This is a genomic window from Pinirhizobacter soli, from assembly GCF_015905305.1.
Lineage (GTDB): Bacteria > Pseudomonadota > Gammaproteobacteria > Xanthomonadales > Rhodanobacteraceae > Pinirhizobacter > Pinirhizobacter soli.
The window spans coordinates 117,496-141,172 of record NZ_JADZLQ010000005.1 but is presented as its reverse complement, the minus strand read 5'-3'; the positions used below and the strand labels follow the sequence as shown (position 1 = coordinate 141,172).

12 protein-coding genes are annotated in these 23,677 nt (G+C 63.3%); 4 read left to right on the top strand and 8 right to left on the bottom strand.

The window, feature by feature from the left end; all coding sequences use genetic code 11:
- Positions 1-3,531, bottom strand: coding sequence for an ankyrin repeat domain-containing protein (locus tag NDK18_RS19215; RefSeq protein WP_250628733.1), 3,531 nt, complete (start codon positions 3,529-3,531; stop codon positions 1-3).
- A 596-nt stretch (positions 3,532-4,127) separates the two neighbouring features.
- Between NDK18_RS19215 and NDK18_RS19210 the strand changes: the two genes are divergently transcribed.
- Positions 4,128-8,366, top strand: coding sequence for an RHS repeat-associated core domain-containing protein (locus NDK18_RS19210; RefSeq protein ID WP_250628732.1), 4,239 nt, complete (start codon positions 4,128-4,130; stop codon positions 8,364-8,366).
- Positions 8,367-8,964: 598 nt separating this feature from the next.
- Here NDK18_RS19210 and NDK18_RS19205 read toward each other — a convergent pair.
- On the bottom strand, positions 8,965-9,252 hold the full coding sequence (locus NDK18_RS19205; RefSeq protein WP_250628731.1) for a YcgL domain-containing protein: 288 nt from the start codon (positions 9,250-9,252) through the stop codon (positions 8,965-8,967).
- 264 nt (positions 9,253-9,516) lie between these two features.
- Between NDK18_RS19205 and NDK18_RS19200 the strand changes: the two genes are divergently transcribed.
- Entirely contained in the window at positions 9,517-10,941 is a 1,425-nt protein-coding gene (locus tag NDK18_RS19200) for an OmpP1/FadL family transporter (RefSeq protein ID WP_250628730.1), read from the top strand.
- 390 nt (positions 10,942-11,331) lie between these two features.
- Here the strand turns inward: NDK18_RS19200 and NDK18_RS19195 are convergent, their stop codons facing one another.
- The 6 genes from NDK18_RS19195 to putA all read right to left on the bottom strand — a co-directional run bounded on the left by NDK18_RS19195 (position 11,332) and on the right by putA (position 22,040).
- Entirely contained in the window at positions 11,332-12,711 is a 1,380-nt protein-coding gene (locus NDK18_RS19195; RefSeq protein ID WP_250628729.1) for a coniferyl aldehyde dehydrogenase, read from the bottom strand.
- A 52-nt stretch (positions 12,712-12,763) separates the two neighbouring features.
- On the bottom strand, positions 12,764-15,199 hold the full coding sequence (locus NDK18_RS19190) for a TonB-dependent receptor (protein ID WP_250628728.1): 2,436 nt from the start codon (positions 15,197-15,199) through the stop codon (positions 12,764-12,766).
- Positions 15,200-15,229: 30 nt separating this feature from the next.
- Positions 15,230-16,390: an SO2930 family diheme c-type cytochrome gene (locus NDK18_RS19185; protein ID WP_250628727.1), complete on the bottom strand. Its 1,161-nt coding sequence runs from the start codon at positions 16,388-16,390 to the stop codon at positions 15,230-15,232.
- 3 nt (positions 16,391-16,393) lie between these two features.
- A complete protein-coding gene (locus NDK18_RS19180; protein ID WP_250628726.1) occupies positions 16,394-17,632 on the bottom strand; it encodes a parallel beta-helix domain-containing protein in 1,239 nt (412 codons plus the stop codon).
- A 120-nt stretch (positions 17,633-17,752) separates the two neighbouring features.
- Positions 17,753-18,802, bottom strand: coding sequence for an AraC family transcriptional regulator (locus NDK18_RS19175; RefSeq protein WP_250626572.1), 1,050 nt, complete (start codon positions 18,800-18,802; stop codon positions 17,753-17,755).
- Between the two features lie 85 nt (positions 18,803-18,887).
- The gene (gene putA, locus NDK18_RS19170; protein ID WP_250628725.1) at positions 18,888-22,040 is read right to left on the bottom strand and encodes a bifunctional proline dehydrogenase/L-glutamate gamma-semialdehyde dehydrogenase PutA; all 3,153 of its coding nucleotides are present in this window, start codon (positions 22,038-22,040) and stop codon (positions 18,888-18,890) included.
- Between the two features lie 212 nt (positions 22,041-22,252).
- Between putA and NDK18_RS19165 the strand changes: the two genes are divergently transcribed.
- Together NDK18_RS19165 and coxB are read left to right on the top strand one after the other, a co-directional pair.
- Positions 22,253-22,735, top strand: coding sequence for a DUF2244 domain-containing protein (locus NDK18_RS19165; protein ID WP_250626574.1), 483 nt, complete (start codon positions 22,253-22,255; stop codon positions 22,733-22,735).
- 20 nt (positions 22,736-22,755) lie between these two features.
- On the top strand, positions 22,756-23,661 hold the full coding sequence (gene coxB, locus NDK18_RS19160; protein ID WP_250628724.1) for a cytochrome c oxidase subunit II: 906 nt from the start codon (positions 22,756-22,758) through the stop codon (positions 23,659-23,661).
- The last annotated feature ends 16 nt before the right edge of the window (positions 23,662-23,677 follow it).

Here is a 23,677-nt window from a genome sequence, read left to right as displayed (position 1 = left end):
CTAGTCGTTCGGTTGGGCGGGCTGGCGAAGCGTCTGCCGGACGCTGGGTACGGCGCTTGCGCGCACGCCCAGTTCATGGGCGATGTCCACCATTCCCAAGGTGCGGGCGACATCCCCCGCGGTGCGCCCGAAGGCATCGGCGGCACTGCGATCGGCGCCGCGCGCCATCAGCGTACGCGCTGGCGGCAGCAAGGCATGCATGGCGCAGGCGTGCAGGGCGGTGACGCCGCGCTGGTCGGCGTGGCTGATGTCGGCACCGGCATCGAGCAGTGCCGGCAGCAAGGCGCCCAGATGGGTGGCGTCGCAGGCCACGCCTGGCCGCTTGTGTGCGCCAAGCAACAGCAGCAGTGCTGTCTTGCCTTCGTTGTCGGCGTGGTTGATGTCGGCCTTGCGGTTGATCAGAACGTCGAGCAGGCGGCGCGAACGCAGGCTGTCGCTGCTTTCGAAACAGTATTGGGCGGCAGCATGCAGCGGTGTGTGGCCGCTGCCGTCGTGGGCATTGATGTCCGCACCAGCATCCACCAACGCCTCGACGATCTCGGGATAGCCCATGGCCGCGGCGATCATCGTGGCGGTGGTCTCGCCGGGTAGGCGCTGGTCGACGGCGACGCTGCGCTCAAGCAGCAAGGCCACCAGGTTTTCGCGCCGCGCGGTCACGGCCGCCACCAGCGGCGTGGCGCCCGTGGAAGCGGCACGCGCGGGGTCGGCGCCGGCATCGAGGGCCACGGCGGCAACATCGCGGTGACCTGCGCCACAGGCTCGCAGCAGTGCCGTGGCGCCCTTGTCGTCGGGGGTATCGACGGCGAAGCCGAGGTCGAGCAGCCGGCGCACGGCCTCCGCGTCGCCACTGGCGGCAGCCTGCGGCAGGTCGTTGGCGCGAAGCGGCCGGCGGGGTAGCGGCCAGCGGCTCCAGCTCAGCCAGCGTTCGACATCCGCCTGGCCCATGGCCACGCCCAGCGGGGTCTCGCCGTGGGCGTCGGTGGTTTCAGGGTCGGCACCATGGGCCACCAGGCTGCGTACGCGCTCAAGCACACGGTTGCCCGCCTCCAGCGCCGCGAACAGCGGTGTGCGGCCCTGGCCGTCGCGCGCGTTGGGATCGCTGCCGCGGGAGAGCAGTTCAGAAAGTACGCGCGGGTGCGCAACCGCCGCGGCCACGTGCACGGCGCTGCGCAGGCGGGCATCGACGCCAAACGGATCCGCGCCCGCACCGAGCATGCGCAGCAGCAGCGTGGCTTCCGCGTCGCTGTCGCCCATGCGCGCGACAGCCTGCAGGAACAGGCCCACGCCCGCAGGCGTGGCACCGGCGTCGAGCAACTGGGCGACGGCTTCCTGGGATGAGGGGAGCTGCGGTACCAGGGCATCGAACAGGCGCCGGCCAAGCACGTTGGCATCGCTTTCGTCGTCGCCATCGGTTTCTTCATCGTCGCGGTGGCGCGGCGCACCCAGCCGCGCCTCCGCCTCCAGGCCGTGCTCGAGCAACCACGCACGGCTGGCGCCGAGGCCTGGCGCTGAGAGTTCGAAGTACATCGCGGCCAGTTGCGAGGCCGGCCATTCACGCACGCGACGGGCAAACGTGGATGCCACGGCCCAGTGGCCGAAACGCAATGCATCGAGCAGGTGATCCGGCGAATCGGCGCCGGCTTCGGGTACAACGGCATCGCTCATGCTGGCCGGGAGCGGTGTTTCCGGATCGAGCAGGGCGACCAGGTCCCAACGGCCGGCGGCGGCGGCGTGGTCGAGCGCGCTGCGGCCATCCATGCCCGCTTCGCGCGGCTGTGCGCCGAGGGCGAGCAGCGCACGCACGGTTTCGGCGCGGGCCTGTGGTGACTGGCAGGCCAGGGTGAGGGCGTCGCGGCCATGGCTGTCGCGTGCGCGCGGATCGGGCGTGGCCTGGGCCAGCAGTTCCACGATGCGCGGCGCGCCGGCGCGCGCGGCTTCCATCAGCGCGGTGCTGCCGCGACGGTCAGCCAGGCCCACGTCGGCTCCGGCACCGCGCAGGGTGCGGCAGATCCGTTCGTGGCCTTCGGCCGCGGCCAACATGAGGGCGCTGCGGCCGTGGCTGTCGGTGGCGTTCACCGCAGCGCGGTGCTTGAGCAGGATGCGCACGCCTTCGTCGTCGTCGTCGGTGATGCCGGCGGCGGCGACCAGGGCGGGCTCGCCATCGACCGGCGTGGCCTTGGCGCCACGCTCGAGCAGGAAGCGGGTGAGGTTCCAGTTGGCGGCGCGGCAGGCCGTGGCCAGTGCGCTATACCCGGCCTTGTTCAAGGCGTTCAGCGGTGCACCGGCATCGAGCAGCATCGCCGCGATGGTCGGTTCGCCACAGAGCACCGCGCCATGCAGCGCCGTGTTGCCTTCACCATCGACGGCCGCGGCATTGGCGCCATTGGCCAGGAGCGTCATGACGGCGTCGGCGCGGCCGTGCCAGCTGTCGCGCGAGGTGGCCAGGAGGGCGCTGAGGCCTGCGTGCACGCGGTTGACGTCGGCGCCGCGGGTGATCAGCGCGCGCAACAGGCGTACATCGGGCATCAGCGCCGCCAGCACCAGCACGCTGCGCTGGTCGCGGTCACCGGCGCGCGCGGCGGTGTTGGCGTCGGCGCCGGCTTCGAGCAGGGCCAGGGCGCGATCGACGTCGCCACCACGCGCGGCTTCAAGCAGATCGTTGTCCAACTCGGCCTGGGGCCGGCCGGCGGGTATGGAAGCGGCGGGACGGGGGGCCTGCGCAGGAGCAGTGCCGGCATCGAACGCCGGTTCCACCCGCGGCGTCTTGCCCGGTTTGTCGGCCTTCTGCGCCGTCGCGGCGCTGCCGCTGCGCGATGCCGTGGATCCGTGCGGACGCTGGCGTCCTTCGCACAGCATCGCGCGCAGCGTGCGGTTGGCGATGACCATGCAGCCCAACGGCAGCAGCACCAGTCCATAAATGGCCAGCGCGCTGATGCGCAATTCAGATGGCAGCACGCCATACAGGCCGGTGAGCGCCACGGCGGCGAAAGAAAGCACCAGCAGCGCCATGGCCGCCGGCAGGAAATGCGAGAAGAAGCGCTCTTCGGCCGACAGGTGCCGGCCGAAGGCGATGCTGCGTGCCACCGCGGTGAATATCCACGAGCCGTCTTCCTGCTCGGGGTAGGCATCGTCCCAGACGAAGACCAGGCCGAAGGCGGGCCAGATCCTCCACAGCGAGGCCAGGGCCACCACCAGCGCCGCGGCCAGCAGGAGCGCCCCGGAAAGGCTGGGCTCCTGGATCAGGCGCACCAGCGGCCAGGCCACCAGCAGGAACATCACCGCGGTATAGCTGGTGAACATCACCAGGTGCGCGGCGCCGCGGCGCAGCAGCGTGCGGGCGAAGCTGGGTTCCGGATCGAAGCCGATGGCGTGGCATACCGCACCCATCGCCAGGGCGTTGGCCAGGAGCAGGGGTATCAGCACCACCGGATGGGTCGACCATCCTGCCAGGGCAACGGCGATCAGCGCCGGCAGGAACCACGGGAGGGACTTGATAAGCGGCGGCCGGCGCCGTGGTTTGATTCTCGACATACGCGCGAGTATACGGAAGCGCGAACGCGCCTCGCGGTAACCGAACGTTAACCTTGAAATCTTCCCTTCCCGGTTGGGATGAACCGGAACATACGTCCACCTGGTTAGAACCATGGAGGGCGCCTGCTCCCAGGCCCCGTCCGACCCGACGGCAGGTAAGGAGCCGTCGGACTATTTTGCAGGCGTCTATCGCCGATCCTCACCGGACTCATCCAGGAAGGCGTCAAATCCACGCCCAGGTGATAGCGCGCAGTTTGAGCCTGCCTGAGACACGTTTTCGACTGCCTGATTTTTCGCAAAAGCTCCTGAAGGCGCTCAGCCCCATCGGGTTCGTGAAAAAACTGGTGTCTTCTTCGCGTGTCGGCCCGGGTCAATCGCCGGCCCGTCTGGTTTCTCAAGCCAATGGTCAAGCTGCCGGTCAGCTACGGAGGCACCCACATAGCTTCAGAGCGAATTCGCAAGAAATTGCTCTGAAGGAATCGCTATAACTGTCAACCCTTGATTCAAGAATCATGTGGAACTATTGACGGCGAAACTTTGCGGCGACATATTCCACAAACGCGCGCAATGCGTGGAAGTTTAACAGGGGAAAACTGGTGTTTAGATATCTTGCGATCCTAGCGGTCAGCTTGGGTGTGCTCATCTTTTGTCCGCAGGCAAAAGCGGTTATCCAAATCGGCGGAGTGAGCTGCGAAACATTCGACACCAGTGTCACCATTGATGGTGTTCCTTTTACGTCTACAGCCATTGGGAATTGCTGGGCCTCAGAACCTCCAACGCAACCAGTCGAAGTGATTGGGCCTAAAGGTGGTGGTGGCGTTCATACTTCTGCGAGTACGCAGGCAGCCGCTAATTCCAACAGCAATAAGAATCCTTGTGCAGACAGCCTTTCCGATCCTGTGCTTGTATCGACAGGAACGAAAGTTGAGGCTGTTACAGAATTTCAGCTTCCCGGAGAGATGGGGCTAAGTTTTAAGCGCTACTACACCTCCCACGCATACGGCAATATCCTCAACGGCGCCTGGCGTGCAAACATCGACTACAATCTCATTGGCACGAGGTGCTTCGGCAACGGTCAAGCATGCTCACCAGTAAAATTGGCGATGCCCGACGGGTCATTGCTGTCTTTCAGTGAGCAATCTCCTCAAGCGTCCACGCCCACTGCCGTGAATATTCACGGCCCGTTCCTGCCGGCTGGCACTGCCACCCTTACGTACGACAGCACAAGCAACACCTACACCGTACGTGGGGAGGATTCGAACGTCTACCTTTTTGACTACTGGGGCACGCTTACCAAAATTACCAACCCCAATGGAATCAGCTGGACGCTCACAAGGCCTGATGCCAACACTGTCATGGTCACCCACACATCGGGGCAGAGCTACAAAATTTCGACAACACTCAATACGACCAACCTGACGGCCGTCGTCGTGGTCACGGATCCAGCAGGATCCACATACACGTACAACTCCACTATCACGGCAAATAGTGTCACTGGCTCCACGCTTTACGAGATTAACTCCGAATCTTATCCGGGCAATCCCGCGACTACAGTCCAATACAAATACCAGGTGATCGGCACGGCTCTTGAAGGCGTATTGACAGAGACCGACTACAACGGCGTCGCCCATGACGTTACTCAGTACGACTCTTCAGGTCGCGTAACACTCGCAGGCATGGCAGACGGAACAGAGACGACAAAATTCTCGTATGGATCTAACTCAACCGGTGCGGTCGCCACGGTAACCAATCCGCTGGGGCTGGTAACGACGTTTCAATACAATTCGAGCGGTCTATTAGTAAACATGTCTGGCAGTGCCACCGCCAGCTGTCCAGCAACAACCTCTTCGGTTAACTATGATTCCAATGGAAACATGAGTGCGTCGAGAGATAACGCCGGAAATCTTACGACGTACACCTACGCGCCAAACGGACAACTCACTGGTGAAACGGAAGCTTCCGGGACGTCCGTTGCGCGAACAACGACCAATACATGGGACACAACAGCGGGAACGAATCGACTGCTGTCAAGCCAAATTTCAGGATACAACAAGACTGCTTATTCATATGATGACCATGGCCATCTTGCAAGCGTCACCGTAACGAACCTTGCAGGCATCGGCGTCCCCTCGCAGGCCCTGACTACAACGTACGTCCGAACATACTATTCAAATGGAATGACGAACACGTTGACGATTACGCCGCCGGGCGGGCAAGAAAAACAAGTTTTTACATACGATGCGATGGGCCGAGGGACGCAAGTCCAGGACGCCATGGGGCATATTTCGTCGTTCTCCAATTTCACCGCGCTCGGATCCCCGCAGACAGTGACATCACAAAATGGCGATGTCACGTCCTTCCTGTACGACGCAAGGGGGCGCATCCAAAGCATCAAGCACACATACAACGCGACCAACACGGCGACCTACACCTACGCGTCCAATGGTCTTGTCAGTGACTACGTAAAGTTTGATGGTGAGCGCATTCATTACGACTACGACAGCGCCTTCCGGGTAAGCGCAAGGACTTGGTACGGTCCGAGCGGCGCCGTTACCATTCACCGGTACGCGTACGACGCTAATGGCGACATTATTAGCGATGCGATATATCAGAATGGAGCTACGTACGCACAGCGTTCCGTTTATTTCGACTACGACGAACTTGGTCGCCGCATTAAGATTAGAGAAAATGGTGGTCAATGGCAATCAACAACTTACGATTTAAATGGTAATCCTAAGTCGATTAGCACGTATGACGGCACGTTCACGAAGAACTATGATCCACTAAACCGCGTATCGTCTGTGGTGGATGGAAGAGGCGGAACCGCCACGTATAAGCTTGATGCGGGAGACCATATTACCCAGGTGACGGATCCTAGGGGGCTAGTCACGACGTACGATGTCGATGGTCTTGGCATCATGCGGGCGTCTCATAGCCCTGATACTGGAACTACAAATTATTTGTTCGACTCGAACGGAAGCCTTTCCAGCATGACTCGAAATGACGGATCGTTGATTTCAGTAAGTCATGATGCTCTTGGTAGAACCACTCAGGTCATTGCCGACGGAATTACCCGCTCTTATATCTATGACTCATGTACGAATGGCCTTGGTCATCTTTGTAACTACACAGATGGCACGACGTCTGCTTCCTACGCCTACGATAAAGTCGGCAATGTGAGCCAGCGGACGACGTCGAATTTCCAAGGAACTTCTACGGATACTTTTCTATACAACGGCGATTCCAGACTGAACTACTTCCTGCACGGAAACTACGGGGTCCTGTACACATGGACTGATGGTAACGTTTCAAGCATTGATGTCGCATTCGGCGGCCAGACCTACCACGTTGTCAGCGGTGTCATGTACGACGGAAGTGGATTGCCGAGCTCGCTGACCTATGGAAATGGTCTTGTCAGGGCATGGGGTCGCGATACGGACGGACGCGTAAAAACGATTACGACAGACATAAGCGGGGGCGCCAATCTCCAGTATCTGGCCCTGGGCTGGGACTACAGCAATCGTCTTACGATCATCAATGACTACCATGTTTCCTCGCAAAACCAGCAATACACGTACGACGCGAACAACCAGGTTACTCAGATCACCGGGCTGGCACCTATGGCTCTGCAGTACGATGCAAATGGAAACCGTATTCAGCAGAACACGGTGATTTCTGAGTCGGCTGTAGTTGATCCGAGCAGTAATCACATGCTATCGCGAGGCGCACACTCGTACACTTATGATGCCGTCGGCAACCGTGCCACTCATAGTTTTGGCGGATCTACTGACACGTATACGTACGACTCCCTCGGTCATATGACTGGCGCATCAAGGTCGGCGGCGGTCAGTTACTGCGAAGGCAATGGAACCTGCCCAACCTATCCGGCGGGACAGAGCAATTACTATTACGATGCTATAGGGTTGCGGACGCGGAAGATTACGCCGATCGAGACTACCTATTATGGCTACTTGCTTGATGGCTCCGTTCTTGACGAGACTTCGACCGCCAATGGCTACAACTTCTATATCTACCTTTCCGGCCAGCTAGTAGGCCTGGTCCATGCCGCGCCGGGGTCAAGCGCCGCTACTCTTTACTATGCGCACTCGGACCATCTCGGTCGGCCCCAAGTCATTACCGATGCCACGGCGCAACCAGTTTGGACTGCTGACAATATGCCGTTCGATCGCGCAATTACTCTTGGTAGTCTTCCGGGAGTCGAAGTAGGTCTTCCGGGGCAAATCTACGACGCGGAGAATGGAACGTGGTTCAACAGAGCTAGGGATTATGATCCCAGCGAAGGGAAATATTTGCAGCCTGACCCCCTCGGATTAACCGATGGGTCTAATCCATACCAATATGTTCATGGAAACCCACTTAGCAACGTCGATCCTATGGGACTATGCACTTGCACAGGTGCCGCCAGAGTCCGTCGTGGAAATCCCAAGCTTGTGGGTAAGGGAGGGGCTTTTAACGGAACTCCTTCAAACATTGCAAAGTATGGCGTCACTTCTGACTCCACTGCCGTGATACCGAGCCAATGGGGAATGACGAAGGACCAATTGAGGCCGGTGCTCGACCAGGTAAGTGGAACGTTGAGTGATGGAACGACTTTCAACGGAATTCGCGACATCATGGATGACAGTAAAACGAGGCAGGCACACCATTGGTCGATAGCACAGTTTCAGTCAACACTGATGTCTCAGGCTGCAGATCAAAATGATGGCGTTACTCCGCTGATGCTTGAGATTCCCGGGATACCCTCTGACCTAGGCGTCATTGGCGTGACCGTAGACATGCCCGACGGCTCTGCTTGCCCTCAGGGAACTCACTAATGCAGAAGCATCGTGTCTCGAAGGTCTCGAGGTGCGTACTTGCGATAGCACTTATGACATCGTGCCGCTTCTCTATGGCGTCCTGCGAGAGCGGCCAACCCAATGTCGACAAGGAATTTCGAGATAGTAGAGTCGTCCTAATTGGATCCGTGATTTCCAGTAAGAATGTAACTTCTCGCGATGACCCGAACGGGGTGGACTACACGATCTATTCCTTGAAGGTTGAGCGGTCATTCAAGGGAAAGCCAGGGCAAGCGGTTAAGGTATGGTCCGAGAACACAACCTCACGCTTTCCGATGGATGTCGGCAAGTCGTACCTCGTATTCCTATACAACTATGGCCACGGGTATTTTGTTGACAATTGCGGTAATTCAGGCGAAGAGCGAGAGACAAAGGATGCGATTCGAGAGCTCGAGCATCTTCAAACAAGTGGTACTTCAGCACACAAGTGATCGTTAGCGCTCATGTCGGAGAGCTAGCGTGCGGATGGCTGCCGCAGGTCGGCAAGCAATAGACATATTCGCCTTCATGTGCGGACCCTCCGCGTATGGTGGTGTCGGAGGGCTTGGACCTGCCGTTCGAAAGCTCCGACGGGGAACTAGTCGCGGGGTTCGCGCAGCGCCTCGCGGTAGTGCTGGTTGCCCACGGCTAGGGTATCCCCCGGGGGAATTTGCAGGTGCCAGCCGTGCTCGGCAAGGTTGGCCAGCACTTCCTTGGCGTCTTCCTGGGGAAGGCGGCGGCTGTCGTCCAGCTCCAGCTCCATGGCCAGACTCAATTGCCCCAGCATCAGGCTAAGGGGCTCGGGCAGGACGTCGAAGGCGTCGCGTTCGTGCAACCACACATAGGTATTGGACTTTCGCTGGCTGGCGTAGACGAAGCACTGCATGGGCATCCCCGTGTTTCGTGTTGGCTGGCCGGACAAGCATAACAACGCTTCGTGCCGGATCGAAGCGCTGCATGGGTTATACCCGATTAAAGGTGGAGCCGTGTCCCATTTTGCTGCACCGCCACTTGCGCTAACGAAAAGTTCACGGCACAGTCTCGCCCGGGATTGTCAAACGCGCGTATGAACGCGCTGTTACACGGGGCTCTTAGGCCTCGGGGCAGTCTCGCCTCGAACTCATAAGAACAAACTGGCAGGAGTCCACAAATGCAGATGTCCCTTACCCGCCGCGCCTGGGCGGTTCGCCCGCTGGCATTTGCCGCCCTCTCCGTTGCCATCGCCGGCGCACTGGTTGCCCCGCGCGCCGCCGACGCCAGCGCGTTCCAGCTGAAGGAAAACAGCGCCAAGGCGCTCGGTACGGCCTTCGCCGGTTCCGTTACCGCCGGCAACGATGCCTCGGTGATCGTGAACAACCCGGCCGCGATGACCATGCTGGACGGCAACACCTTCCAGGCCGACGTCACCGCCATCAATTTCAGCACCAAGTTCTCCGGTAGCTCCAACGATGCCTTCGGCCGTCCGATCGCCGGTTCCAACGGCGGCGATGCGGGTACGACCATCCCGGTGCCGGCCATGTACTTCCAGTCCAAGGTCTCCGATCGCTGGCACGTGGGCGTGGCCCTTACCGCGCCGTTCGGCTTCAAGACCGACTACGACAACGATTTCACCGGTCGCTACAGCGGCCTGAAGTCCGATTTCAAATCCCTCGATGCCACGCTGTCGGCCTCGTTCGATGTCACCGATACCTTCACCCTGGGTGCCAGCGCCATCGCCCAGCGCACCAGCGCCGAACTCACCAGCGCGATCAACTTCAACACGGTGGCTCTCGGTATTGCACAGCAGGGTGTCGCCGCCGGCGCCCTTCCACCGCAGTTCCTGGGCGCGGTTAACGCCATCGTTCCGCCGGGCACCGACGGCCGCGCCAAGATCAAGGGCGACGACTGGGCCTACGGCTGGCAGCTGGGTGGCTTCTGGAAGCTCACCGCGCAGGACCGCTTCGCGCTGAACTACCACTCGAAGATCTCCCACACGCTCGAAGGCACCGCCAACTTCCAAGTCCCCGCACAGGTAACGGGCCTGCTTTCGAACCCGGCCCTCGGCGCGCTGCTCGGTCCGGGCCAGCCTCCGTTCACGCACACCTCGGGCACCGCCGACTTCACCACGCCGGCCTTCGCCACCGCCAGCTTCTGGCACCAGGACGAGAAGTTCGGCCTGGGCATGGACATCTCCTGGACGAAGTGGGATTCGTTCAAGGAGCTGGCCGTGCAGTACGGCAACCCGTCGCAGCCGCCCACGGTTGAAGAGTTTAACTGGCGCAACACCTGGTTCGCCTCGGTCGGTGGCGAGTACTACGCCACGGATAAGCTCACCCTGCGTACCGGTGTGGCCGTCGACACCACGCCCACCTACAACGCCACCCGCGACGTACGCGTGCCCGATTCCACCCGCCGCTGGCTGACCTTCGGCCTGGGCTACAAGGTGTCCGAACGCTTCGACGTGAACCTCGGCGCCGCCCACATCTTCGTCAACAAGGCTCACATCAATTCCCTGAGCCCCACCGGCGACCTCACGGTCGGCGAAAACGACGACAAGGGCAACCTGCTCAGCCTGTCCGGCCAGTACCGCTTCTAAGCGCTGCTGCGTCGCACAGAAAAAAGCCCTCGCTTGCCGGGGGCTTTTTTTTGCCTCGAGGTTGGGGAGGCCGGCGGGTGTCACCCTGGTCGCTAAGTCCTCGTCGGGCTTTGCCCTCCTGCGGAAGCGCTCTCAGGGTGACACCCGCCGGCCTCCCTCCGACCTTGAGGTCGTCACGGGAAAGCCATGGCCTCGTGAGTATTGGCGGTTGCTTCCGCTATGTGATGCAGCGTGAGAGGCATGCTGCGCCTGGCTCTCCCTGCAGTTCACCGTTGCGTGCCAGGGGAGGGCGTTGGGTGTCGTTTTCGGAACGCTTCCGCAGGAGGGCGAAGCCCGACGAGGACTTAGTGAGGAAAATGACACCCAACGCCCTCCCCTCGCCCCAGCGCTCTAACGTCCGAGCATGATCGAGAGCATCCGGCGGAAGCGCGTGCCGTAGGGCGGGTTGAGCAGGCCGACGCCGTTGAGGCGGGCTTGGCGGAGGATGGGTTTTAGGCGGGAGAAGGTGTCGAAGCCGGTTTTGCCGTGGTAGGCGCCCATGCCGGAGGGGCCTACGCCGCCGAAGGGGAGGTTGTGTTGGGCGATGTGGAAGAGGGTGTCGTTGATGGTGACGCCGCCGGCACGGGTGCGGGCGAGGACGTCGTCGATGATGCGGCGGTCGTCGGTGAACAGGTATAGCGATAGTGGGTGGGGGCGGTCGTTGACGAAGTTGATGGCGTCTTCGATGCGGTCGTAGGGGACGATCGGTAGGAGGGGGCCGAAGATTTCTTCGCGCATGACCGTCATCTCGTCGGTGACGTTCGTCAGCAGGCTGGGTGCGAGTCGGCGCGTGCCTTCTTCGTTTCCGAGCACGTGCGCCTTCGCGCCGGCTGCGACGGCGTCTTCGCGCCAGCCGCGCAGCCGGTCGAAATGGCGGTCGTTGACGATCGAGCTGTACTGGTTGTTTTCCCCGATCGAGGGATAGAACGCTTCCACTCGCTTGCCCACGCGGGCGACGAAGTCGTCGACCTGGTCGCGTGGCAGCAGTACGTAGTCGGGGGCGATGCAGGTTTGTCCGGCGTTGACCAGCTTGCCGAAGACGATGCGTTCCACCGCGTGGTCCATGCGTGCGCCAGGCGCGACGATGGCGGGGGACTTGCCGCCAAGCTCAAGCGTCACCGGCGTCAGGTTGGCGGACGCTGCGCGCATGACGTGCCGGCCCACGGCGGTGGAACCGGTGAAAAGCAGGTGGTCGAAGGGCAGGGCGGAGAAGGCTGCGGCGACGTCCGCGTCGCCGTTCACCACCGATACTTCGTCGGCGCGGAAATAACGGGCGACGAGGTCGGCGAACAGCGCCGAGAAGGCCGGGGTAAGTTCGGACATCTTCACTATCACCCGGTTGCCCGCGGCCAGCGCATCGGTGATGGGGCCTACGGCCAGGTACAGTGGGTAGTTCCACGGCACGATGATGCCCACCACGCCCAGCGCCTGCGGTTGCAGGGCCACGCGCGCGGGAAGGAACCAGAACCCGGCCCAGTGCCTGCGCACGCGCATCCAGCGGCGTACGTGCTTGCGCGCATGCTTGATGCCGCCAAGGCTCGGGAATACCTCCAGCAGGGAGGTTTCCTCGCTGGAACGCTGGCCGAAGTCGGCGCTGATCGCCGTGGCGATCGCCTCGCCGTTGTCCCGCACCAGGGCGGCAAGGCGATCCAGGCGGTCGCGGCGCGTGGCGCCGTCGGCCGGTGGCTCCTGGCGGTGGGCTGCGCGCATGGCGTCCAGGATCTTCTGCATGGCTAAAAGGCCGTCCTTAAGTTTGGTGCACACGTTTTACATCAAACCATGTTCAGAATTTGGCTCGCAGTTCCACGCCCCACATGCGCGGCGGGGTGATGGTGGCGAACGGTGTGCCGAACACCGAGGTGCTGATGTTGTTGACGCCCGTGACATACCGGCGGTTGAACACGTTGTTGCCGAATATCGCCGCGCCCCAGGTGCCACCCTGCGACTGCCAGTCCAGGCGGGCATCGGTGCGGTTCTGTGCGCTGCCGGTGTTGAAGTTCGGGCTGACCTCGCACTCTCCCTGCAGCACCGAATCATCGTTGCAGCGTGACTTGCCGCGATAGGCATGCTGGATGTCGAAGGCCAGGTCGCCATGCATTACGCCGTGCCAGGTGTAGCCGAATCCTCCGGCGAAGGAAAAAAGCGGCTCGCCGGTGGGCTGGCCGGACAAGCTCACGCCATCGGGGGCCACGGTGTTGCGGTAGGTGGCGTCGATATAGGCGACGTTGCCATAGATGCGCATGCCGTCCAGCGGCTGCCATTGCGCTTCCAGTTCCACGCCGTGGGCGTCCTGGTCGCTGCTGTTCACCAGGTAACGTGGCACGCCGGAGCCGGCGGTGTTCGGGTCGAGGGTGAGCGACTGCTTGTTGGTGTAGCGGTAGTAGTAGACCGAGCCATTGAGCAGCAGGTGCAGGTCTTCGAACACGTTCTTGATGCCGGCCTCGTAGTTCCACACTTTCTCAGGCTCGAAGCGCGAGCCCACCTGCACGCTGTTGTAGCCGCCGGCCTTGTAGCCCTTGGTCACTGATACATAGCCCATGCTTGATGGCGTGAATCGGTAGTCGAGCACCGCGCGCGGGCTTACGTCTGTCCAGCTGTCGTGGAAATGCACCGGCACGCCCACCGCGTCGGTGAAGATCAGGTTCTGGCGGAAGGTGGCCGGGTCCACCCCTACCGCGGCCAGCACGCCAAGGGCGTCGAGCGTGTTGATGGTGTCATCCAGCGCGTCGGCCTGCCGCGGGGCGTTGTACCAGGAGAAATCCTTGGTGTCGCGCGTGTAGCGCACACCGGTGGTGAGGTTCATGCGGTCGTTCAAATGCCAGATCACGTCGCCGAAGGCGGCGTAGGCCTTGAAGCGGCCGACGTTGGAAATCTGTTCGCGCCAGGGATCGCCCAGCAGGGTGAATGGCAGGCCGTTGGCCTGCAGCAGGGAATTGAAGAAGTGGTAGATGGTGCCGTCCGGCGTGCCGGTGGGCACGCCCAGGTTCAGTGCGAGCGTATCGATGCTGTCGGTGAAGACATTGGTCTGGCTGGTTTGGCGCGCCTGCTCCTGGTAGTAGCTCACGCCAGCTACCCAATCGGCCACGTCGTTGTTGCCGGCGAACTTGAATTCTTGGTACCAGCTGTTGTTGTGCTCGATATTGTTGGTATCGAGGTAGGTCAGGATGTTGTTGGTACCGTCGTAATCGCCACGGTTGTGCGTGTCGAAGTTCCGCCACGCGGTGGTGGAGGTGAAGCTTCCCCAATCCATCGAATGATCGATCACAAGCGTCGCGCCGTCGAAGCGGCGGCCTTCACTGGCGTCCACCGCATCGTTGAGCAACGGCACGTGCAGGGGATTGCGATAGGTGGCAGGGTCCGGCGGGTACGGCGGCCGGCCATCGGGCGTGGTGGGCAGCGGGGCGATGCCGAAGGCGGGGCTGGGCGGTTGCTTCAGTTCCTCGTGGTCCCAGGTCAGCAATACCCGCGTATTGCCGGTGACATTCCACCGCCAGGCCGCGCGCGTGCCCCAGTCGTCGTCGCGCCCGTAATGGCGGCCCGTGGCGGCATCCTTCACCCAACCGTCGGACTGGTTGTCCAGCACCGAAAGCCGGAATGCCATGTCCTTGCCGACGGGAATATTGAGCAGCGCATCGAAGTAACGCCGGCCATAGTCGCCGAAGCGGACGCGGGCGCGTCCTTCGAACTGGTCGCTGGGTTCGTTGGTGATGATCGAGATCGCGCCGCCCGCGGCATTGCGTCCGAACAGGGTGCCCTGTGGTCCTTTCAGCACTTCGATCCGCTTGACGTCGTTGAAGGCCAGCAGCGCGCCACCCGAGCGCGCGGCGTACACGCCGTCCACGTACACGCCCACCGCAGGCTCGGTACCGATGCCGAAGTCGGCGGTACTGACACCGCGCAACTGGTAACGGGGCTGGGTGGGTTGGTCACCGCCCACCACCAGGCCCGGTACGAACAGGCTCATCTTGCTGAGGTCGGTCGCGGCCAGCGTATCGATCTGCTTGGCGGTGACGATCTGCAGCGGGATCGGCACCGACTGCATTTCCTGGGTACGGTTCTGCGCGGTGACGGTGACATTGCCAAGCTCGGTGGCCCGGTTGGCGTCGGCGGGCTTGGCGGTATTGGAATCCTGGGCCCAGCTGGCCGTGATACTGGCGATGCTGGCGGCCAGCACGGCGCAGGTACGGATACGTGCGCGCCGGTTGATGTGGTTTGCCATCGAATCATCTCCCCATGATGCGGCTTAGGTTTATTCCGTGGCCAGGCACGAGCCCTGCTGCGATGCGATCCAGGCGCGGATCAGCGCCACCCCTTCCCGGTGAACGGTGCTTCGGCCTATTTCAGGCATCATCACGCCCGGTTCCGACGACGCCATGCGATAAGGCAGGATCGATGCGTCGGGTTGTCCGGGCACGATGTCGAACATGTGGTCGCCCGTGCCGCGGCCGGCGGCCACGGGCGGCTTGCAGATACCCAGGTGGCGGTCGTCGCCGGCGGTCACGTCCAGCGTGAGCGCGGTGGTGTTGGCGGCGCCCTTCGGGTTGTGGCAGTGGCCGCAATTGATATCCAGGTAGGCGCGTGCGCGGGCTTCCAGTGGCTGGTGGGTATCCATCCAGTTGGCATTGCGCGGGATCTGCGTGGCCGTCGGCACGCCCTGCAGGTAGCCCACGCGCACCAGGTGCGCCAGCTGGTTTTCCCTTCCGTCCGGATAGTCGTAGTCGCGGTTGAGGTGACGGGCCTTCGGCCCTATCGGTGCGATCTGCCGCGTCACCCAATCGCGTGCGTGGCAGCTCGAGCACTGGCTTTCGTCCGGCACCACGTAGTTGAACGCCTCGCTCGCGCCTTTGTCGTCGAGCAAAGTCAGCGGCAATACGGCGCCTGTGCGGGCGAGGTCTGCGTCGGTCTGCGCGGTATTCCACACGTAGGGAATGGCCGCCCATCCCGATGCCCTCCGTACCAGGATGCGTGTCTCGACCAGATGCACGTGCGCGAGGTCCAGGCCTTCGCCTGCGAAGTCGCGTGAACTGTCGTACGTGCGCAGCACCGTGCCCTCCGCGCCGCCGGCGGCACGCGGGTAGTAGAACGTCTTGCTGATGACGGTGCCGACCGGGAAGTCGAAAGTCTGTTCGGCGTCGTAGTTGGCGTGCGCGCCCTGCGGCATCCAGATCGTGCGCAGTTTGTGCGCGTAGTCGGTAAAGAGCGGGGTGTTGAGGTCGTACGGCACCACGCCCTGATTCAGTACCAGCTTGCCGTCGGCCACGGCCACCACATGCCACTCGGACAGGTGTGCAGGGCGGCCCTCGGCGTGGAACGTCACCGGCGGCATCTGCCGGTGGCAGGCGGCGAGTATCCCGCCGAGCACGAACAGTACCGCGGTGGCGATGCACCAAAAAACGAGCCTTCGATGCATGCCTTAGCCCTGGCCCAACACGATCGCCGGGAGCTTGGGCAGCGTGCACTGGTAAGCGCGGGTGTCGGTGCTGGGTTTGTCGTAGTCGTGCGGCCCGTCGGCGTTGAGCACGCCTACCGGCCCGTTCTGGATGCAAAGCCGGTCCGATGGTGGCGGCAGGCCGTCGACCAGCGTTTTCTCGTCGACAAAGCCATCCCAGAGGACGTCGGGGAAGCGCCCGCCCATGCCATATACAGCAGTCTTCAACATTTTCAGTTTCATGCCGTCGGGGGCGTCGCCGCCGCCGGCAAAACGGTTGTCGTAGATGAAGATGCCTTTCGGGTAGGGGTTGTAGTTCGGGTCCACGCCCTTCTTGTTGTAGTAGTTGGTCGAGAAATAGCTGGAGATGATCACGTTCGCCGTCTGGTGGTTGACGATGTCGTTGTCGAAGATCTCCACCTTGTCGTTGGAGTTGACCACCACACCGGAACCGGCCGGCACGCTGGCAACCGCGGCGCCCTTGGCGGCGAAGTTGGCGGTGTTGTTGTCGCGTACCTGGTTCTTGAATACGCGCGTGGCGTGCCCGGGCTGCGAGAGGTTGGGCATGTTGAACACCAGGATGCCGCCGGTGTTGCCGACGGCCACGTTTTCATAGACGTCCGCGCCGATCGAGTTCTCGATCTCGATGCCTGCCACGTTCGATTGCGCGCGGTTGCGGCGCACGATGATGTTGTTGGACTGGCCCACGTAGATGCCGGCATCGGAGGCGCCGATGGCAACGGAGTCCTCGATCAACGTGTCCTGCGTCTTGACCGGATAGATGCCATAGGCACCGTTGGTGGTCTTGGGGCCGCCGGTCCATTCCACGCGTACGTCGCGGATGGTGATGTGCTTCCCCTGGTTGATCTTCAGGCCATCACCCTTGGTGTCTTCGATGGCCAGGTGCTCGATGGTGAAATCGTTGGCGTTCACCAGTAGCCCTTCGGGGCCCGTCACTTGATCCTTGAACGAGAGCACCGTCTTGTCCTTGCCGGCGCCGCGGATGGTGACGCCATCGGTGCGCAGGCTCAGGCCCCGTTTGAGGCTGTAATGCCCGGCCGGGATATCCACGACGCTGCCGGGTTTGGCATCGAGCAACTGTTGCTGGAGCTTCGCCTCGAAGCTGTTGCCGGCGCTGCCGTTGTCGGCCGTCGGAGCCGATGACTGCCCGCTACAGGCCGCAAGGCCCAGGGCCATGGTGGCCAGGATGATCGTCGATCGCATGGAACTCTCCCCCATTCAAACGGCTGTTCGTCGCCTGTCCTGCAATCTGCCGCCTACCGGACCGAGGGAGGGAGGGGCGTTGCGACGACGATGGGGGGAAAATCGGCCAACCCGAGGGGTTTAAGCGGCCCGGCGGGCATCCCGTGGCGGCATGCCCGTCCAGCGCTTGAAGGCGCGCCGGAACTCGCGAGGGTCGGCGAAGCCAATCTCGGCACCCACCTCCGCCACGCTCAGGTGCCCGGCGTAAAGCAGTTCCATGGCCCGTTCGGCACGCAGTTGGTCGTGGATGTCACGGAATACCCGGCCGCCTTCGGCGAGCCGGCGGCGGAGCGAGCGCTCGCTCATGTTGAGGCTGCGGGCCACCTCGGGCAGCCGCGGATGTTCGCGCAGCCGCGAACGCAGCAGTTGCTCGACCGCCATCACCACTTCATCGGAGCTGCTGCCCTGGGGCAACTCGCGCGTGCAGATGGCCAGCGCCTGCTGCCGGGTGCGCGCGTTGTAGCCGGGAAGGGGTACCTCCAGCCAGCGCGCATCCATCACGATCTGGTTGGCGGGCGCGCCAAAACGCAGCTCGCACTGGAAGAAATCCATGTACTGCCGGACATAGGCCGGCCGGGGATAGGTCAGTTCCAGCCGCAGTGGCCGCAAGGCGGGCCCCACCAGCTCCCGCGCCACCGCCAGGCAACTGGCGAAGAGTTCTTCGCAGAGGAAAGGTAGCAGGGCATGCTCGCCAAAGCGTGGCCAGGCCACCAGCGCAGCCTCGCGCGGACCGGGCATGTCGAAGCCGATATCCAGCAGGGAGCCGCACACCTTGTGGTTTTCGATGCCCACGCGCATGGCGTCGCCAAAGGTGGCCGAGGTCATCATGGCCAGGCCCAGCAGACCGAAGCTGCCGAGGTTGCCATCCCGACCGGCGCGCATGCCCAGGGCCGGGTCGCCCACGGCGAGCAGGGCGCGGCGCAGCACGATGGCGGCTTGCCGGTAGGAAATGCGTGCATCCGGGTCGGCGATCTGGCTGCGGTCGAGCGGCAGCCCGGCGAACCAGGGCGTGCAGTCCACGCCGTCGCGATCGGCCAGCAGGGTGAGCCCAAGCAATACGTTGGGTGGGATTTCCACCGCCGTGTAGCGCGGGTCGTCGGCGGGGTTATGGATGCCTGCGACGGATTTCATCGAACCGCTCCCCAGCTGTCCAGGCACCGATCATGGCACCTGGACAGGGGAAACCGTTAACGCATCGCAACATCCTGCGCGTGGCTTATTCGCCGATGGTCAGCAGCGAAGCGTTACCGCCGGCCGCCGTGGTGTTGATGGTGAGCGTGCGCTCGTTGGCAAAGCGCAGCAGGTAGTGCGGACCACCAGCCTTGGGGCCGGTGCCGGACAGCGCCTCGCCGCCGAAGGGCTGCACACCCACCACCGCGCCGATCTGGTTGCGGTTGACGTAGCAGTTGCCCACCCGCGCGTGCGACTGGATGTAATTCACCGTGTCGTCGATGCGGCTGTGGATGCCAAGGGTGAGGCCGTAGCCGGTGGCATTGATCTGCTCGACAACCTTGTCCAGGTCGTCGGCCTTCCAGCGGATCACGTGCAGCACCGGGCCGAACACTTCGCGGGTGAGCTGGGCGAGCGATTTCAGTTCATAGGCGCGCGGGGCGAAATAGGTTCCCTTGCCGGTGGAAGCGGGCAGCGCCACCTCGGCGATCTTGCGGGCTTCGGCATCCATGCGGGCGGCGTGGTCGACCAGGATCTTCTTGGCGTCCTCGTCGATCACCGGCCCTACGTCGGTGGAAAGCTGGCCTGGATCGCCCACGGTGAGCTCGGCCATGGCGCCGGCGAGCATCGACATCACCTTATCGGCGATGTCGTCCTGCACGAACAGCACGCGGGCGGCCGAGCAACGCTGGCCGGCCGACTGGAACGCCGAGGCGATAACGTCCTTGACGATCTGTTCGGGAAGCGCAGACGAATCGGCGATCATCGCGTTCTGGCCGCCAGTTTCGGCGATCAGCGCCGCGATCGGGGCGTTGCGCGCGGCAAGCGCGCGATTGATCGCCCAGGCGGTATCGGTGGAGCCGGTGAAAGCCACGCCGGCCACGCGTGGATCGCGGGTGAGGGCGGCGCCGACCGTCGCGCCATCGCCCGGCAGGTACTGCAGCACTTCGCGCGGCACGCCGGCGTCATGCAGCAGCTTTACTGCCTCGTATCCGATCAGCGAGGTCTGCTCGGCGGGCTTGGCGATCACCGAATTGCCGGCGGCCAGGGCGGCGCTCACCTGGCCAAGGAAAATCGCCAGCGGGAAATTCCAGGGGCTGATGCAGACGAACACGCCGCGGCCGTGCAGGGACAACTGGTTGCTCTCGCCGGTGGGGCCGGGCAATTGCTCCGGATGACCGAACAGGCGCCGCGCCATGGTGGCGTAGTAGCGCAGGAAATCCGCCGCCTCGCGAATTTCGGCGATGGCGTCGGGCAGGCTCTTGCCGGCCTCGCGTACGCACAGCGCGATGAACTCGCCGCGGCGCGTTTCCAGCTGCTCGGCCGCGTGCTCGAGGATCGCCGCGCGGCTGGCGGCCGGGAGGCGGTCCCAGCCCGGCTGCGCGGCCACGGCGTTGGCCAGGGCTTTCTCGACCGTCGCGTCGGTGGCATGGCTCACCGTGCCGACCACGCGGCTGCGGTCCGACGGATCGGTCACGTTCTCCGCGGCGCCCGCTGCTGCAGCCCCTGGTACCAGCGGCGCAGCGTTCCATGGGCCAGCCTGCGCGTGGATGGAGTCGGCAAGCGCCTTCAGTTCGTTATCGTTCGCAAAGTTCATGCCCATGGAATTCTTCCGAAGTTCACCGTAGAGGTTCACCGGCTGCGGGATGCGCGGGTGGGGGATGGAGGCAAAACCACGGACGGTTTCGCAAGGGTCGGCGACCAGGTCGCGGACCGGGACGCTTTCGTCGACCACGCGGTTGACGAAGCTGGTGTTGGCGCCGTTTTCCAGCAGGCGGCGCACCAGGTAGGGCAACAGATCCTCGTGCGTGCCTACCGGCGCGTATACGCGGCAGGGCACGTTGAGCTTGTCCTTGCCGATCACCTCGGCGTAGAGATCCGCGCCCATGCCGTGCAGGCGCTGGTTCTCGTAGGCGCGGCCACGTGACATGTGGTGGATGGCGGCGATGGTGTGCGCGTTGTGCGTGGCGAACTGCGGGTACACAGCGTCCGCGCCGGCGGCGAACAGGCGCTGCGCGCAGGCCAGGTACGACACATCCGTATTGGGCTTGCGCGTGTATACCGGGTAGCCGTCCAGGCCGCCTTCCTGCGCGCGCTTGACCTCGGCATCCCAATAGGCGCCCTTCACCAGGCGCACATACCAGCGGCGACCGGTGGCAAGGGCTTTCTCGGTCACCCAGTCGATCACGAACGGCGCGCGCTTCTGGTAGGCCTGGATCACCAGGCCCAGGCCGTTCCAGCCTTCCAGCGACGGGTGGGCGAAGACGTCGCCGACGATGTCCAGCGACAGCTCCAGGCGGTCGGTTTCTTCAGCATCCACCGAGAGCGCAATGCCGTTCTTCATCGCCAACTGCGAGAGCTCGAGCAGCTTTTCGGTGAGTTCGCGGCGGGCGCGATCGCGGTTGGCTACCTCGTAGCGCGGGTGCAGCGCGGAAAGCTTGACCGAGATCGAGGGGGCTTCGAGGTTGTTGGGGAAGGGCCCGCGCGAGCCGATGGCGTTGATCGCGTCGCGGTAGTCCTGCTGGTAGCGCTCCGCAGTTTCTTGCGTCAGCGCGGACTCGCCCAGCATGTCGTAGGAATAGCGATAGACGGCGTGTTCTTTTTCGGCCGAACGATCCAGCGCCTCGCCGATAGTGCGGCCCATCACGAACTGGTGGCCCATGATGCGCATGGCCTGGCGCACGGCCAGGCGGATCACCGGCTCGCCGGCCCGGCCGACCAGGCGGCGCAGGGCGCTGGTGAAGTCGCGTCGGGTTTCCTCGGCCAGGTTCACCAGGTGGCCGGTGAGCATCAGACCCCAGGTGGAGGCGTTGACGAACACCGACTCGCTCTGGCCCAGGTGCTTCTTCCAGTTGGCCTCGCCGAGCTTGTCGCGGATGAGTTTGTCGGCGGTGGTCTTGTCCGGGATGCGCAGCAGGGCCTCGGCCACGCACATCAGCAACACGCCTTCCTCGGAAGAAAGGTCGTACTGGCGCATGAAGCTTTCGACGGCGGATTGGTCCTTGGCGCGGGCGCGGACCCGGGTCACCAGGCCGGCGGCCACGTCGATCACCTGTTCGCGCTCGATCGGCGGCAGGGTGGCCTGGGCCAGCAGGTCGTTCACGGCCTCGGTTTCGTCGCGAAGCCAGGCCGCGGTGATGCGGGCGCGGGCGGGGCTGGCGGTGCCGGGCAGGTCGACGCTCAGGATGGGTTCGTTCACGGCGTGGGAGCTTCAATGGGGGCGGGATCAGCCGCACATTGTACGCGCCGGCCGTGGGTGGCCGCTTATGCCGGCCGCCCGTGCGCAAGGTCGCTTGAGGCAAATTGCCGCATGCCCGGATTGTTCCCCGCATCGCTCCAAAGCCACGTCAACCTTGCCGGTCGTACCCCCACCGGCCTATCATTCCGCTGTTCCGAGGGACAGGTGCTCCCATGGTCGTGCTCCGCCCAGCCATCGCTGGCTTGCCGCGCGTTGTTTGGCTCCGGCCCAACCGTGCGCTGAGCAGGCGTGGTCTGCACCGGTTGTCATGGTCGCTGGCAGCCCTGTCGATCTCGGTCGCCTGGATCTGTGCGTGGCAGGGCAATGTGTTCGCCCCGGTTTTCGCGCTGCTGGAGTCGGTGGCGGTGGCATCGCTGCTGGGCCTGGCCTGGCGCGCGGGTGGCCACGGCGAGCGGATCGTGGTGGAAGGCGACAAGCTGGAAGTGCAATGGCTGCCCGGACGGCGCCGTGCCTCCTTCCAGCCGTACTGGGTTCGTGTCCGGCTGTTGCCGGGCAATGGCAGACAACGGCTCGTGCTCAAGTCGCACGGCCGCGAGCTTGAAATCGGCGCTTTCCTCGGGGAAGAGGAAAAAGTCGAGGCGTCACGGAAACTCATGGTGTTGTTGGCGGAAATCAACGACCAGCAGCGCAAGTAGGTTCAACAAAGGTGCAAGACATGACATCTGGTGGCATCAGGCGTTCGATGAAGGCAGTGGCCACGACGGCCCTCGCCCTGTTTGGCGGGGCGGTGTGGGCGAACCCCCAGCCGGACCAGTTGAACCTCACCAAGGGAGTCACGACCTGGTCGGGCGAACCCTATTTCCTCAACAACGTGGCCTTCGGCGTCTGCGTCGTGATCGGTATCGTCGTCTTCGGCGCGATGTTCATCTCGATGTTCAAGTTCCGCAAGTCACGCGGTGCCGTGGCCGAGAAGTGGACCCACAACACCAAGCTCGAAGCGCTGTGGACGGGCGTGCCGATCATCATCCTGATCGTGCTTGCCAAGCTTGCCACCACCGGCCTGGTCAGCTTCGCCGATACCACCGGCTCGGAAATGACCATCAAGGTCACCGGCTACCAATGGAAGTGGCGCTACGATTACGTCGACTACCAGGGCAAGGCGGTCGAGAAGGTCGGCTTCATGTCCAAGCTCGACGGCCGCAGCGATCGTACCCGCCAGCTGGGTTCGGGCATGGACCCGGGCAAGGTGACGGTCGATGGCTATAACACCTACCTGCTCGACGTCGACCACCCGCTGGTGCTGCCCATCAACACCAAGGTGCGCTTCGTCATCACCGGTGCCGACGTCATCCACTCCTGGTGGGTGCCTGCGCTGGGCTGGAAGATGGATGCGATCCCCGGCGTGATCAACTCCGCCTGGACCAACATCAAGGAGCCTGGCGTCTACCGCGGGCAGTGCGCCGAGCTGTGCGGCCAGGACCACGGCTTCATGCCGATCGTGGTCAAGGCCGTGCCCAAGGCCGAATTCGAACAGTGGCTGGCTACCCAGCAGGACGAGGCGAAACTGCTGAAGGCTTCGCAGACCGCCCAGACCGCACCCGCGCCCAAGGGCCAGGGTTAATCCGAACACGCATTGC